Below are 14,013 nucleotides of genomic sequence, written 5' to 3' on the forward strand. Positions count from 1 at the left end.
GCGGTCCAGCCGTCGTTAACTTCCCAGTTCCAGTTGTGACCGGTTACCGAAGCTTCGGCATTGATGTCGTCGATAATATGATAACCGGCGTCGATAGCGCCGTACCAGCCGTCCGGCTCGGCCGAAGCAGCACCAGCCGCAAACAGACCTGCGGCGGCGACACTGGCAAGAAGTTTCAGCTTCATGGTGTCCTCTCTCACTGAATTATGAGTGCGATGCCTTCATGTTCCCACAAAGACGCTCAGAGCAACGAACGGCACGCCCGCTCTCTGGTTCCTTAAAATTGCGCAGAATGTGGCGACTGTGGCGCCATTCCAACACTTTATTAGGGGCATTATTTCATGAGTATATAAGGTGTGGTCGCACACATTTGGGAGGTAATGCGTGTCAGATATGTTCAAGGGTCAGGTTGCCATTGTCACCGGCGCTGGCGGAGGCCTGGGGCGCGAACACGCGCTGGCACTGGCTGCGCGCGGGGCCAAGGTGGTCGTCAATGATCTGGGCGGTGCACGCGATGGATCGGGTGCTTCTCAATCTGCCGCTGAAGCGGTCGTCGCCGAAATCGTAGCCGCTGGAGGCGAGGCCATGGCCAGTGCCGCCTCGGTGACCGATTTCGAGGCCGTCAGCCAGATGATTGCCGAAACCATGACCAAGTGGGGTCGCGTCGACATTCTGGTCAATAATGCCGGCATCTTGCGCGACAAAAGCTTCGCCAAGATGGAGCTTGGGGACTTCCGTCTGGTGGTAGATGTCCATCTGATGGGGGCCGTCAACTGCACCAAGGCGGTTTGGGACATCATGCGTGACCAAAATTATGGCCGCATCGTCATGACCACCTCGTCGTCAGGCCTGTTCGGCAATTTTGGCCAGTCCAATTACGGGGCTGCCAAGATGGCTCTGGTCGGACTGATGCAGACCTTGTCGATCGAGGGTGCCAAGAACGATATCCGCGTCAACTGTCTGGCCCCCACGGCCCATACCCGCATGACCGAAGATCTAGGCCTTCCACTGGAAGCCTTGGCTCCGGCCCTTGTCACGCCCGGACTGCTACATCTGGTCAGCCCTGACGCCCCCAGCCGTTGCATTCTGGCCGCTGGCGCAGGTGGCTTCGAGCGCGCCTATGTCACTTTGACGCAGGGCGATTTCATCACCGGCCCCGATGCCGCAGAGCAGGTGGCGGCCCGCTTTGACAAGATATCCGACCGTACCGGTGAAATCATACCCGAGATGGGCGCAGCCCAAGGCATGATCGAGCTCACCAAAGCACAGCCCGCTCAAGGATAAGATCAATGGAGTACAGGCGTAATGAATGGCCTGTACTCCATATTTTTAGATCAATAGGGCCGCAAAATCAGACCTGTGCGCCGCAAAAAACCAACGTATCGTTGTCAGCCTGCACCGGATGGCGTTAATCACACGAGATTAGAGACACTCGCGTCACTGGAACGACTATGACCACTTCATCCGGGCTCCCCCCTTCCGATGCTGTCATCGCTATGACCGAACGAGCCCGAAGCGTCATCCAGCTCAATATCGCCGCCCTGCAAAAGCTGGACGAGACACTGGACGATTCAATTGCGCGGGCCTGCGCCATCATCCTGTCGCGTCCCGGCTATGTGGTGGTCACCGGCATGGGCAAGTCGGGTCACATCGGTGGCAAGATCGCCGCCACCATGGCCTCGACCGGCACCAATGCCTTTTTCGTACACCCCGCCGAGATGAGCCATGGCGATCTGGGCATGTTGCGCCCCGATGTCACTGTGCTGGCCATTTCCAATTCGGGCGAAAGTCGCGAATTGCGCGATCCGCTGATCTATTGCCAGCGTAACAATATTCCCGTCATCGGCATCACCCAACGTAAGGACAGCCTGCTCGGACGCCATTCGCAGGTTGTCCTGGAAATGCCCAAGGTGGCAGAAGCCTGCCCCGAAGGTCTGGCCCCGACGACATCCACGCTGATGACACTGGCCCTTGGCGATGCCCTTTCCATGGTCCTGATGGAGCAGCGCGGCTTTACGCGCGAAGATTTTGGCCTGCACCATCCGGGCGGGGCCCTTGGCATGAGCCTGCAATCGGTCCGCGAGTGGATGGGCGACCATGCCGCCAATCTGACCACGGTGGCGCTGGATGCTAATTTCACCGATATTGTCTCGGCGATCACCGAAGGTCGCAAGGGCACTGTTGCGGTTCTCAATCCCGACAAGACTCTGGCCGGTATTATTACCGACGGTGACGTGCGCCGCGCCTTCAGCCGCGACATCTCTACGATCACCGCCGCCGACATTATGAGCCGCTCGCCGATCACCGTCGATCCGGACCAGCGTATGCGTGACGTCGTGGACCTGTTGACGACCAACAAGATCAGCAATCTTTATGTCGTCGAGGACAACCGTCCGGTGGCTGTGATCCACCTCGCCGAGCTTATGCAAGCCGGTTACGTTTCCTGATGCATCCCACCGTACTGCTAGATGCCAGCCGGTTGCTCAGCCGAACCGAGCGGGCTGCGCCTACGGGTATAGACCGTGTCTGCTTGGCCTATGCCGAATGGCTGATCGCCCATCCGTACTACCGGATGGTGCCTGTTCGGGCCCGCAAGGGACAACTGGCTCTGGTATCCAATGACTGGTTCCGCGACCGCATCAGCGAAATGAGATCGCGCTGGAACGGCTTGTCCGAAGTGCAGGACCGCCCGCAGGACACGGCTCTGCTTCAAGCACTCAGCGCCACACAGCGCCCGCAATACTCGGTGCGCTCGCCCCTGCCGGTCACCACAGAAACGCGTAAAAAACGCCACGTCGCACGACAGTTTTTCCGCGCGCGCCGCACGGCCCTGCCGTCGGCCATGGCCTATATCAATGTCGGCCATACGGGGCTGGACGAGCCTGAACTCCTGACTTCGCTTCAGGAGGCCGGTATTCCCCGCCTGTTGATGGTTCACGACCTCATCCCTGTGACCCATCCGCAATATTGCCGCCCCGGCGATGACGAAAAACATGCCCGCCGCATACGCCATGCCCTGTCACTGGGCAGCCATATCATTGCCAACAGTGCCTATACGGCCAGTGAACTTGGGCGGTTTGCGACAGCCAATGACCTGCCCAACCTGCCGGTCGATGTCGCGCATCTGGGCCTCGAAAGCCACCTTGGCCAATCCGAGCCTCTGGTGACCACACGCCCCTATTTCGTACATGTCGGCACGATCGAAGGCCGCAAAAACCTCGCCTTTATCCTGAGCCTGTGGCGCACACTGACAGAACAGATGGGCGATCAGACCCCGTCACTGATTTTGATCGGACGCTATGGCTGGGAAAACGAGGCGGAATTGGCGCTGCTGCACCGCTGCCCCGAGCTTCAGGGCCTGGTTCATCAGGCCGAGGGAATGTCTGACAACACCCTGACCCGTATCATGCTGGGCGCACAGGCCGTCCTGTCCCCCTCCAGCGTCGAGGGCTTTGACCTGCCCGCTGTCGAGGCCTCCGCACTGGGTGTGCCCCTGATTGCCTCCGACATTCCCCCGCATCGCGAACTGGTCGGTCATGCCCGCCTTATTGATCCGCTCGACGGTCTTGGCTGGATGTCTGCCATCAAAGACTACAGCGCCCGAAAACCCGTGGCACCACAGTATATTGCCCCGAACTGGGTCGAACATTTTGCGATTATAGAAGAACGGATACTCAACCCTCTGGCGACTTTGCATCAACAGGGGTAAGTCTCTGTGAAACGGAATTTAGAGCTTCATATGACCAGAACTGCTGCAAGCCTGATGATCCTGGCCCTTCTTGCAGGTTGTCAGACCTTGCCGCGTGACGGACCGTCAGGCATGGGCGTGAACAAAGGAGCCACGTCCACAGATGCAACACGCAGCTATGCGATGGTTGATCTGAGCTTCGAACTGAGCGAGCGCCTGCGTCTTGCACCGCCGCGCTCCTTTGCCGGTCTGGCCCTAGCTGACAGTCACGAGCCCACAGACATCATCGGTATCGGCGACACTCTAGCCGTCAGTATTTTTGCGCCTGGTACCAATTTATTTGGCAGCGGTGACAACAGCCCTTCGCTGCCGCCCCTCACGGTCGATCGTAATGGCGCTGTGCCCGTTCCTTATGCAGGTTCGGTCAATGTCCGAGGCATGACCCCGGGTGAGGCCGCAACCGCTATCCGCCGTTCGCTTGCTGGCAAGGTGGCCAATCCGCAGGTGGTGGTCACAGCCAACTCTGCCTCCAACGCGGTCACGGTTCTGGGCGATGTCCGCAATCCGGGCCGTCAGTCGCTCAATGCCAATAATGACCAGTTGCTAGACATCATCGCTGCTGCCGGAGGCTCGTCACGGTCACCTTACGATGTCGACGTCGTGATTATGCGCGAAGGCCGCACCTATTCGGCCCCGATGTCTGTCGTCACCACCAAGTTTGACGAAAACATCCGTCTGCAACGCGGCGACCAGATCAATCTGACCTATCGCCCGCGTCGCTTCTCGTCGTTCGGGGCCTTTAATGCTGTGGCCCGTAGCGAGTTGCCGCCCGGACCGCTGACCCTCAGCGAAGCTCTCAGCGGCGTCGGCGGTCTGGACACCAATCAGGCCAATGCCCGTTCGGTTCTGGTCTTCCGCTTCGAGCGCCCCGAAGTCGCCGGCGCACTGGGCCTGACCCAACCGGTGACCTCGCGCGGCGTGCCGGTGGTTTACCGTCTGAACCTGAATGAAGGTCAGGGCTTCTTCATTGCCAGCAATTTCCAGATCGAACCGGATGACATCATCTATGCGCCACGTGCGGGCGCAGCCGAGATGCGTAAATTCTTCGAAGTGGTCCAGAGCATGACCCGCATCGTCTACGATGTGTCCGTAACCAATTCTGCTCTTACCAACTAATGGGCATTCGGGACCGCATCCGTCTGGCATTGGGCATTTCGTCCCGTGCCGCGCCTGCGGTCATTCCCGAAGCCCCTAGAGAGGGTCTGGCAATGCCCGATGATCTGCCCCGGCAGATCGTCAGGGTTCAGGAGGCTTCACTGGACATTTACCACCAGCACGGCATCCCCACAGAAGATGGTAGCTATTGCGCCAAGGGGCCGGATGCCCCGTGGGAAAAGCTGCCGGACGGCCTGACCCCCGCCGAAAAATGGAACCTACTGCAAGCCGCTCCCGAGGGCGCAGGCTGGCGCTTCGGCACACGCGCCAGCCTCGGGCGTCACAGTCTCAACGAAGACGTGCGCCAAGCCTCCAGCCTGCTCCAGACCTGTGATGCCCTACGCCAGAAACTGGAAAGCGACGAGGCAATCACAGCCAGCGATATCGCCGATGCCCTGCTGCTCGGCACGGCATCGGGCCTGTTGCTGAAGACACGGAACACCAAGGCCGATGGCGAAACCTATGCGCCCCTGGTGTTCACCTCGGTTGTAGTCAAAAACTAGGCTGGCTCCAGCTCCACGGCCTTGGCCAGAAGTTCCAGCGAACGCACACGGGCCTGCGGGTCCCAGATCTGGCTGGTCACCATCAGTTCGTCCGCTCCAGTGCGCTCGACAAAGGCTTTGATGGTTTCGCGCACCGTTTCAACAGAGCCGACAGCGGCACAGGACAGGGCGGAATCCACCACAGCCTTCGAGGTGCCATCCAGACGCTCGTAATAACCCTCGACCGGCATAGGCAGCTTGCCCGCCTTGTTCAGTCTCAGATTCACAAAGGCCTGCTGTACGGAGCTGAACAGCTTTTGCGCCTCGGCATCTGTATCGGCGACAAAGGCATTATAGCCCAGCATCACATAGGGTTTGTCCAGATAGGGCGAGGGTCGGAAGGTCTGGCGATAGATATCGATGGCCCGCATCATCTCGCCCGGTGCGAAATGGCTGGCAAAGGCATAGGGCAGCCCCAGATGGGCCGCCAACTGCGCGCCATAGGTGGACGAGCCCAGTATCCACACCTTCACCGGTTGATCCTCTCCGGGATAGGCCGCGATACGCTGGTCCTCAACCACCGGCTCGAACCAGCGCATCAGTTCCATCACATCCTGCGGGAAGCTGTCCACATCGCCCTGTAAGGTCCGGCGTAGGGCACGGGCTGTCATCTGGTCGGTTCCAGGCGCACGCCCCAGACCCAGATCGATCCGGTCGCCATACAGGGCCGCCAGAGTGCCGAACTGTTCGGCAATCACCAGAGGCGCATGGTTGGGCAGCATGACACCGCCAGCACCCACGCGGATCGTCTTTGTCGCCGCTGCCACCGCCCCGATCACGACCGAAGTCGCCGCACTGGCAATGCCGGGCATGTTGTGATGTTCGGCCAGCCAGTATCGCTTATAGCCCAGCCTCTCGGCATGGCGTGCCAGATCAATCGTATTGTGAAGCGCCTGTCCGATGCTGGAACCGGAGGGCACGGGTGCGAGATCAAGAATTGAAAAAGCGGTCATCCCTCCGATATGGTGACGTCTTGTCGTGACACCATAGCGGGGATGACCGCTTCACAAGAAATCAGACCGATCAGCAGTCGCCGATACGTTCCGAGGTAATCGTCATCTTGGTTTCAGCCATGTTCGGCGCCGGTGCCGGATCCATTTTGGTCGTGACCTCGGTCACATAGCGGCTGTTGAAATCACCGGTAATGCGCACCGCAGATGTCGCGGTCATATTGCCCGGCATCTTGCAGGTCGATGTGGCCACAGTCGCATCACCCTCACGGCTGTAAGGCGTAACACTACACTCGGCCCCTTGGGTTTGGCCCGCGCCTACCGGAGCTTCCAGCACGGCCTCGGTCACGCAAATCTCTGTCGGAGGAATGGCGACACCGCCCGGCATGCCGGTCATAGCCGTCGTGATACGCCACTTACCGGGTTTTGGCCCTTCGAGCATGGCGGGGGCGCTATCGCCCCCCTTGGCGGCTGTGCCCGCCTCACCTGCCGGAGCCTCGGCATTGTTACTACAGGCCGCCAGCCCCATAATACCGATAACAGCAACGCAACCGATGTTCGCAAAACGCATGACATATCTCCCAAGTGTCAATCATTGCACCTGCGAGAACGCCATATTCTGAACATAGTTCAGTAAGGCAGCGTTTAATCCATCACCACGCCGGTCGTGCGCAGAATCTCGGCACGCAGTTCGGGCAGGCCCAGACCCTTCTCCGAAGAGGTCACGGCGACATGGGGATAGGCGGCCGGACGCTTGGCAATCGCTTTTAGGGTCTCGGCCTGAACCTTTTCGGCCTCGCCCTTTTTGAGCTTGTCCGCCTTGGTCAACACGATCTGGTACGACACTGCCGCCAGATCGAGTGCATCCAGCGCCTCGTCATCGACCTTTTTCAGACCGTGGCGGGCGTCGATCAGCAGATAGACCCGTTTCAGGGTCACCCGACCGCGCAGATAGTCGCGGCCGAGGTCCTGAAACTTCTTCACGGTGCTCTTGGAGGCCTTGGCCCAGCCATAGCCCGGAAGGTCCACCAGACGTATCTTGTCGTCCAGATTGAAGAAGTTGACCTCGCGGGTACGGCCCGGCTCGTTGGAGGCACGCGCCAGCTTGTGCATGCCCACCAGACCGTTGATCAGGCTGGACTTGCCCACATTCGAGCGACCGGCGAACGCGATCTCGGGAAGATCAGGCGTAGGCAGTTGCTCGATCTTGGCGCAGCCGAGCATGAACGTGGCTTGACGCGAAAACAGGACGCGTGCGGCCTCGATCTCTTCGGCGGGGTATTCGCCAACCTTGGGTTCGTCCAACGGATCAGCCCTTCTTGAAACGGGCAAAGAAGGTGTCGATCGGGTTCTCTGCCTTGAATTTGTGCATGATCACATACTGCTGCAGGATCGACAGGATGTTGTTCCACGCCCAGTAGATCAGCAGGCCAGCCGCGAACGGGGCCATGATGAAGGTGAAGACCAGCGGCATCAGTGCAAAGATCTGACGCTGGACAGGGTCCTGTGCCGGCGGGTTCATCGACATTTGCAGCCACATGGTCAGACCATAGATCAGCGGCAGGACGCCCAGATGCAGCGGGCCGCCCAACAGGCCACCCAGCAGCGGAATCGCGGCCGGATCGAACGGGATGGCACCGAACAGGTTCCAGATGGTCGTCGGATCTTTTGCCGACAGGTCCTTGATCCAGCCAAAGAACGGCGCATGGCGCATTTCGATGGTCACGAACAGCACCTTGTACAGCGCATAGAAGACCGGAATCTGCACCACAATCGGAAGGCAACCCGCCAGCGGATTGATCTTCTCGCGCTGGTACAGGGCCATCATTTCCTGCTGCTGCTTTTGCGGGTCCTTGCCGTGCTTCTTCTTCAGTTCTTCCAGCTTGGGCTGCAGCATGCGCATCTTCGACATCGAAGCGTACGACTTGTTGGCCAGCGGGAAGAGAACCAGCTTGACGACCACGGTCAGGGCCAGAATGGCCAGACCGAAATTGCCTAGCAGGCCAAAGAAGAATTCCAGAACTGCAAAGATCGGACGGGTCAGGAACCAGAACATGCCCCAGTCAATCGCATAGACGAAGCGCGGCAGGCCGAGGCTCTCTTCGTAGGACTTCAGAATCTCGTTGCGTTTCACACCGGCGAACAGGCGTTGCGTCTCGGTGATCTGCTTGCCCGGAGCGATGATGTGAGCGGCGCCCAGCATATTGGCTTCGTGCACATCGACGTTCTGGACGTTACGCACGGTGAAGCGGGCGTCGATCTTTTCGTCCTGAGCCGGGATCAGAGCAGCCAGCCAGTATTTGTCGCTGATGCCCATCCAGCCGCCGGTGGAGGTCTTCTCCACGCGCGCCTTCTTGGCCCAGTCCTTGTATTTGATCTGCTCGGTCGAATAGGAGGTGCCCTGCCCGAAAGTGCCGATGGCGCCCTCGTGCGAAATCATCTGCTTGCCTAGATCATCGGCAATGCCCTGACGCTCGACGCGGCCATAAGGGGCGATGGTGATCGAGGTTGCGCCCAGGTTGGCGACCGTGTCCTTGACCGTGAACAGGTACTGCTCATCGACCGAGATGTTGCGGGTAAAGCGCAGGCCGTTGCCGTTGTCCCACATCAGTTCAACCGGCGTGGACGGGGTCAGCTTGTCGCCCTTGCTCAAGGTCCAGACCGTGTTCGGACCGGGGACGCCGCCAGCGACGTTTTCACCGCGCCAGCCGAACTGGGCGAAATAGGCGTGCTCCATACCTTGCGGACGGAACAGTTCGACCGGAGCATCGCTGCCCAGATCCTGTTTGTAATTGGTCAGGAACAGATCGTCGATGCGGCTGCCCAGCAGCGACAGCGAGCCTTTGACCGTACCGGTTTCGATCTGTACGCGACCGGCAGCGCCCAGCGCCGCCGAACGGTCGGTCACAAATGCACCGCCCGCCAGTGTGGCCTCGGCATCGCCTACAGCGGTGCCGGCCTCCTGAGACATTTCAGCCGTCGCGATACGGGCCGCACGCTGTTGGTCAGCCTGCGGCTTCATCACGGCGAAATAGTAGAAGCCCATAATCAGGGCCGCGCACACGAAGAAGATGATTGTGTTGCGCGAATTTTCTCTTTGCATCGGGATCAGCGGTCCTGGTCAGCGGCCTGTGTGGCGGGGCGCGGTTGATCGTTATGGGACGCACCGGAAACACCACCCTTAGAAAGGGATGGATCGGTACGCATCTTGGAGAGCCTTGTAAGCGCCGATTTCACATCGTCAAGCAATCGGTCCCAGTCGCGCTCGGCTGTGCCCATACGGGCGATCAGCACATAGTCACAGCCGGGGGCACCATAAAGGGGCAAAAGCTGGCGTGCGGCCTCGCGCAATCGGCGTTTGGCGCGGTTACGCACCACCGATCCGCCGACCTTGCGGGTCGCGGTAAATCCGGCACGGATGGCATCGCTGCCATCGGTCCGGTCAAGCTGTTGGATGACCACGGCGCCTCTCGCTTGAGAAACGCCTTTGGCGGCCGCCAGAAACTGGGGCCGCCGCAATAGGCGATCGATTTTCATCAGATCGGTCATGCGCCCCCCTTTGATTGGGTTAATGGGCGCGTGACTTTAGGCGGTCAGGCGCTTGCGGCCTTTAGCGCGGCGACGCGCTACGATCTTTTGACCGTTCTTGGTGGCCATCCGCGAACGGAAGCCGTGACGGCGCTTGCGCACGAGACGCGACGGCTGATAGGTCCGTTTCACGGTCGGCTCCAGGTTACAAAGGTTGAACGATAGATAAGAGCATCTACCGCGGAAGAGAGGCGGGCGTATAGAACCCCCCTGCACTGGAGTCAACGGTATCGAACCGTTTGCATGCGCCACAAACACCGGAATCGTTCAAGTTTTTCATAACGTCGCAATCTGGAATGCCCCATTTGCCCCGTCTCACACGTTTTATTCCTCTGGCTCTGGTGGCTCTGGTCGCCGCCCTGATCTTTGCCACGGGCTGGAACAGATATCTGTCGCTTGAAACGCTTAGACTGCACGGGGCCGTGCTTTCGGCATGGGTGGACCAGTATTATCTGTTGGCCCTGATCGGTCTGATGGTGGTGTTTACGGTCCTGACCGCCAGTGTTGTGCCGGGGGTATTTTTCGTCACCCTGACGGCTGGATACCTGTTTGGCCCCTGGGTCGGCGGTATCGCCACCGCCTTTGCCGCCACGGTTGGCGCTCTGGCGGTCTATTATGTGGGTCGCACGGCACTTGGAGAATCACTGAAACGCAAGGCCGCCACCGATACGGGCCTACTCAAGCGCATCTGTGACGGCGTGGACCGCAACACCTTCTGGTACGTCCTGACCGCCCGCCTGATCGTCTCGGTACCGTTTCACATGATCAATGTGGCAGCGGGGATAATGTCGGCCCCGTTGCGACCCTATCTGGCGGCGACCTTTATAGGCCTGTTACCCGCCCACATCATCTATTGCTGGATCGGCAGCGGACTGCACAGCGTGCTGCTGTATGATCCGGACCCCGATATCCAGTCCCTGTTCCAGCGCTTTATGTGGCCCTTGCTGGGGGTGGCCTTCCTGTCGATGATTCTGCCTCTGAGCCTGAAACTGTACAAATCGCGGTTTTCATCGCCTGCAGACCGACAGCCCTGACAGCCCCCGTCAGGACGTTGTGCCCAAGAGAGGCTCACCAAGCTTTACAGACGTGCTATTGAACCTGTTGTGATTGATCCGCGCCGCATTTCCATTGGCAAGTTGAAACTGCCGCCCCTCCCCCGCAGGGGCGAGCGCTTGCGCCCGCACGGTCCCGACGGACTGACGGCGCGCCTGATGCTGCTGACGGTGGCGTTCACCCTGCTTGTGGCAGGCATGATCCTTGTCCCCAGCGCCTCGTCCTTCCAGGAGCGATGGCTGCGTGACCGGCTACAGGCCGCCGAACTGGCTTCGGTCGGTGTCGAGGCCCTGCCCTATTCGGCGGTCGAAGACACCACCGCCGAGCAGTTATTGACCATTGGCGGCGTGCAATCGGTTGTCGTCGGCGAACAAGGGGTACGTCGTCTGTTGTTGCAGGCCCCCAACCTGCCCCGTACGCCCGACTTGATCGACCTGCGCAACCGCAGCATCGGCAACAAGCTGCTCGACCCGTGGCGGACCCTGTTTGGCCACCCTGACCGCTCGTTGCGGGTACAGGCCACGCCGCGTTATCGCTCCGGCGACCTGATCGAGATATTGGCACCGGCCCAGCCCCTCAAGGTCGAGTTGCGGGCCTTTATTCTCAACAACCTGATTGTATCGATGATCATCGCGCTGGTGGCAGGTGGTCTGTTGTGGCTGGGCCTGTCGTTTCTGGTGCTGCAACCGTTGCAGCGGGTTACCCGCTCCATCGAGCGCTTTGCCGCCAATCCCGAAATCCGTGGCGAGGCCCCTTCGGACCGCCATGACGAGATCGGCCGCGTCGAGCGCGAACTGGCCCGTATGCAAGAAGAGGTGCGCCAGTCGCTGCGCTCGCGCGCCCGCTTGGTGGCGCTGGGCGAGGCTGTGGCCAAGATCAACCACGACCTGCGCAACATGCTGACCTCGGCCCAGATCGCTTCGGAGCGCCTGTCGTCGTCATCGGACCCGCTGGTAGCCAAGGCCTTGCCCCGTCTGGAACGGGCACTGGGCCGCGCCGCCAATCTGGCCCGCAATGTTCTGGAATATGGCAAGTCCGAGGAGCCGGAACCGGAGCGCCGCCGCCTGTTGCTGGCCCGCGTTGTGGCCGCTGCGGGCGAAGACGCCGGATTGTCGGACAAGGGCGTACGACTGGTCACCCGCCTGCCCGCGCGCTTTGTCATCAGCGCCGATCCCGACCAGTTGCACCGAATTTTGGTCAACCTGATGCGCAATGCCCGTCAGGCCATCGAAAGCCTCGATGCCGGCGAACCGAGCCAGATCGCTATCGAGGCCGAAGTCCAGAACGGCATGTCGGTTATCCGTATCCGCGACAATGGACCAGGCGTGCCCGAACGTCTGGCCGGTCGCCTGTTCGAGCCCTTTGTCAGCGGCTCCAAGTCGGACGGGACCGGTCTGGGCCTGACCATTTCGCGCGAACTGGCCGCCAATCACGGTGGCGACCTGAGGCTGGTTGAAACCGGACCCGAAGGTTCGACGTTTGAACTGCGACTGCCACAGCCCATTACCGGTGCCGATGCACCTGCTAAAATACCTGATGACCAAAACGTCTAAAAAACGGGAGTCCACTTCCATGCCGACTAAGACACTGATCGCCTGCACCGCCCTTATGCTGGCTCTGGCTGCCCCTGCTGTGGCCCAGAACGCGGCCCCTACCGCAAAGGTCGCCGATCCGGTGGCGCAGGCCCTGCGCGAGCGTGGCGAGGCCTATCGGCACGCCCCTGACGAAAAGCAGGACCCGCAGGAACAGCGCACCACCAATGCCCTGAATGCTGAGATTCTGGACCAGAACGATCTGGCCGAGATGCGCGACCGCGCCAATCAGGCCGAACACGCCAAGGCACAGGCCGAGTATCAGGCCGAACTGGCCCGCGTCGAAGCCGAGCGCCAGCGCATTGACGAAGAAAATGCCCAGCATCAGGCCCGCTATCAGGCCGAGCAGGAACGCTATGCCCGCGCCCGCGCCGACTGGGAGGCCTGCAATAAGGGCGACCGCAGCCGCTGCACGCCGCAATAGGCCCCCGCTATCGCATACAGAAAAGGCGCGGAACCCGAGAGGTCCGCGCCTTTTTTATGGGCTCAAGGTCGCCGGTCAGGCGTCTTGATCAACCTGTTCCTTGCGCTTCTTCATCAGCGCATCGAAGCTGTCCCACACGCCGTCGGCACCGTGCCATGCGCCTTGGGTTGCAGCCTTGGAATATTCGGTCGCGCGGGCCTCGAAGAAGTTGGCATGCTCGACGCCCGACAGCAGGGCTTGCAGCCACGGCAGCGGGTTTTCTTTTACGCCGTACACTTCGGGCAGTTGCAACTGACGCAGGCGCCAGTCAGCGATGAAGCGGATATATTGCTTGATGTCTTCGGGCGTCATGCCGTTGACCGGACCCAGCTCAAAGGCCAGATCGATGAACTTGTCTTCCATGTCGATCACGGTCTTGCAGCAATCGACGATATCGTCGGCCACAGACTTGGTGACCGCACCAGTTTCCTTGTTAAAGGCGTGGTACAGCTTGATGATGCCGTCGCAGTGCAGGCTCTCGTCACGCACCGACCACGACACGATCTGGCCCATGCCCTTCATCTTATTCTGGCGCGGGAAGTTCATCAGCATGGCGAACGAAGCGAACAGCTGAAGCCCTTCGGAGAAGCCACCGAACATCGCCAGAGTACGGCAGATGTCCGCGTCGCTATCGACCCCGAACTGGCCCATATAGTCGTGCTTGTCCTTCATGGCCTCGTATTCCATGAAGGCCCCGAACTCGCTCTCGGGCATGCCGATGGTTTCGAGCAGAAGCGCATAGGCGGCGATATGGATGGTTTCCATATTGGCAAAGGCCGCCAGCATCATCTTCACTTCGGTCGGCTTAAACACCCGACCATAGCGTTCCATATAGTTGTCCTGAACCTCGATATCCGCCTGCGTAAAGAAGCGGAAAATCTGGGTCAGCAGGTTGCGTTCGCTGTCGGTGAGGTTGTTAGCC

General features: G+C 60.2%; 15 protein-coding genes and 1 pseudogene. 8 read left to right on the forward strand and 8 right to left on the reverse strand.

The genetic code is table 11. The features are described from left to right. Positions 1-185, reverse strand: a pseudogene (locus RSB01_RS10675) (cell envelope biogenesis protein OmpA); the annotation flags it as partial. Between the two features lie 208 nt (positions 186-393). On the opposite strand from RSB01_RS10675, the gene RSB01_RS10680 reads away from it, so the two are divergent. The 5 genes from RSB01_RS10680 (at position 394) to RSB01_RS10700 (ending at position 5,406) form a co-directional block, all read left to right on the forward strand. Next, positions 394-1,284: an SDR family NAD(P)-dependent oxidoreductase gene (locus RSB01_RS10680; RefSeq protein WP_332592056.1), complete on the forward strand. Its 891-nt coding sequence runs from the start codon at positions 394-396 to the stop codon at positions 1,282-1,284. Positions 1,285-1,496: 212 nt separating this feature from the next. Then, on the forward strand, positions 1,497-2,447 hold the full coding sequence (locus RSB01_RS10685) for a KpsF/GutQ family sugar-phosphate isomerase (protein ID WP_332592055.1): 951 nt from the start codon (positions 1,497-1,499) through the stop codon (positions 2,445-2,447). Continuing rightward, complete coding sequence (locus tag RSB01_RS10690) at positions 2,447-3,709, forward strand: glycosyltransferase family 1 protein (RefSeq protein WP_332620390.1); 1,263 nt, start codon at positions 2,447-2,449, stop codon at positions 3,707-3,709. Before RSB01_RS10685 ends, RSB01_RS10690 begins: the two co-directional genes overlap by 1 nt. Before the next feature lie 30 nt (positions 3,710-3,739). Continuing rightward, positions 3,740-4,864 (forward strand): polysaccharide biosynthesis/export family protein, encoded by a 1,125-nt coding sequence (locus tag RSB01_RS10695; RefSeq protein ID WP_332589917.1) that lies wholly within the window; start codon positions 3,740-3,742, stop codon positions 4,862-4,864. After that, on the forward strand, positions 4,864-5,406 hold the full coding sequence (locus RSB01_RS10700) for a hypothetical protein (protein ID WP_332589916.1): 543 nt from the start codon (positions 4,864-4,866) through the stop codon (positions 5,404-5,406). Before RSB01_RS10695 ends, RSB01_RS10700 begins: the two co-directional genes overlap by 1 nt. Here RSB01_RS10700 and RSB01_RS10705 read toward each other — a convergent pair. The 6 genes from RSB01_RS10705 to rpmH form a co-directional block, all read right to left on the reverse strand. Further along, positions 5,403-6,398, reverse strand: coding sequence for an LLM class flavin-dependent oxidoreductase (locus RSB01_RS10705; RefSeq protein ID WP_332589915.1), 996 nt, complete (start codon positions 6,396-6,398; stop codon positions 5,403-5,405). The genes RSB01_RS10700 and RSB01_RS10705 overlap by 4 nt on opposite strands. A 70-nt stretch (positions 6,399-6,468) precedes the next feature. Then, positions 6,469-6,966, reverse strand: coding sequence for a DUF3617 family protein (locus tag RSB01_RS10710; protein WP_332589914.1), 498 nt, complete (start codon positions 6,964-6,966; stop codon positions 6,469-6,471). 74 nt (positions 6,967-7,040) lie between these two features. Further along, positions 7,041-7,700: a ribosome biogenesis GTP-binding protein YihA/YsxC gene (gene yihA, locus RSB01_RS10715; protein WP_332589913.1), complete on the reverse strand. Its 660-nt coding sequence runs from the start codon at positions 7,698-7,700 to the stop codon at positions 7,041-7,043. 4 nt (positions 7,701-7,704) lie between these two features. Continuing rightward, on the reverse strand, positions 7,705-9,498 hold the full coding sequence (gene yidC / locus RSB01_RS10720) for a membrane protein insertase YidC (RefSeq protein ID WP_332625440.1): 1,794 nt from the start codon (positions 9,496-9,498) through the stop codon (positions 7,705-7,707). A 5-nt stretch (positions 9,499-9,503) separates the two neighbouring features. After that, entirely contained in the window at positions 9,504-9,944 is a 441-nt protein-coding gene (gene rnpA / locus RSB01_RS10725; protein WP_332589911.1) for a ribonuclease P protein component, read from the reverse strand. Between the two features lie 36 nt (positions 9,945-9,980). Continuing rightward, the gene (gene rpmH, locus RSB01_RS10730) at positions 9,981-10,115 is read right to left on the reverse strand and encodes a 50S ribosomal protein L34 (protein WP_003164000.1); all 135 of its coding nucleotides are present in this window, start codon (positions 10,113-10,115) and stop codon (positions 9,981-9,983) included. A 173-nt stretch (positions 10,116-10,288) separates the two neighbouring features. Here rpmH and RSB01_RS10735 point away from each other — a divergent pair, with 173 nt between their 5' ends. From RSB01_RS10735 to RSB01_RS10745, 3 genes are all read left to right on the forward strand, one after another. Further along, on the forward strand, positions 10,289-11,017 hold the full coding sequence (locus RSB01_RS10735; RefSeq protein ID WP_332589910.1) for a TVP38/TMEM64 family protein: 729 nt from the start codon (positions 10,289-10,291) through the stop codon (positions 11,015-11,017). A gap of 69 nt (positions 11,018-11,086) precedes the next feature. Then, positions 11,087-12,589 (forward strand): HAMP domain-containing sensor histidine kinase, encoded by a 1,503-nt coding sequence (locus RSB01_RS10740; RefSeq protein WP_332625442.1) that lies wholly within the window; start codon positions 11,087-11,089, stop codon positions 12,587-12,589. Between the two features lie 19 nt (positions 12,590-12,608). Further along, positions 12,609-13,052: a cell wall hydrolase gene (locus RSB01_RS10745; RefSeq protein WP_332619504.1), complete on the forward strand. Its 444-nt coding sequence runs from the start codon at positions 12,609-12,611 to the stop codon at positions 13,050-13,052. A gap of 75 nt (positions 13,053-13,127) precedes the next feature. Here RSB01_RS10745 and RSB01_RS10750 read toward each other — a convergent pair. Then, positions 13,128-14,013: ribonucleotide-diphosphate reductase subunit beta (locus RSB01_RS10750; protein ID WP_332625443.1), on the reverse strand; the 886-nt coding region annotated here is incomplete at its 5' end.

The organism is Brevundimonas sp. (genome assembly GCF_036659295.1).
GTDB lineage: Bacteria > Pseudomonadota > Alphaproteobacteria > Caulobacterales > Caulobacteraceae > Brevundimonas.

What these genes read in the sequence shown, in the direction of transcription:
- RSB01_RS10680 (WP_332592056.1), top strand. Translation starts at nt 394, where the DNA reads ATGTTCAAGGGTCAGGTTGCCATTGTCACCGGCGCTGGCGGAGGCCTG.
- RSB01_RS10685 (WP_332592055.1), top strand. Translation starts at nt 1,497, where the DNA reads ATGACCGAACGAGCCCGAAGCGTCATCCAGCTCAATATCGCCGCCCTG.
- RSB01_RS10690 (WP_332620390.1), top strand. Translation starts at nt 2,447, where the DNA reads ATGCATCCCACCGTACTGCTAGATGCCAGCCGGTTGCTCAGCCGAACC.
- RSB01_RS10695 (WP_332589917.1), top strand. Translation starts at nt 3,740, where the DNA reads ATGACCAGAACTGCTGCAAGCCTGATGATCCTGGCCCTTCTTGCAGGT.
- RSB01_RS10700 (WP_332589916.1), top strand. Translation starts at nt 4,864, where the DNA reads ATGGGCATTCGGGACCGCATCCGTCTGGCATTGGGCATTTCGTCCCGT.
- RSB01_RS10705 (WP_332589915.1), bottom strand. Translation starts at nt 6,398, where the DNA reads ATGACCGCTTTTTCAATTCTTGATCTCGCACCCGTGCCCTCCGGTTCC.
- RSB01_RS10710 (WP_332589914.1), bottom strand. Translation starts at nt 6,966, where the DNA reads ATGCGTTTTGCGAACATCGGTTGCGTTGCTGTTATCGGTATTATGGGG.
- yidC (WP_332625440.1), bottom strand. Translation starts at nt 9,498, where the DNA reads ATGCAAAGAGAAAATTCGCGCAACACAATCATCTTCTTCGTGTGCGCG.
- rnpA (WP_332589911.1), bottom strand. Translation starts at nt 9,944, where the DNA reads ATGACCGATCTGATGAAAATCGATCGCCTATTGCGGCGGCCCCAGTTT.
- RSB01_RS10745 (WP_332619504.1), top strand. Translation starts at nt 12,609, where the DNA reads ATGCCGACTAAGACACTGATCGCCTGCACCGCCCTTATGCTGGCTCTG.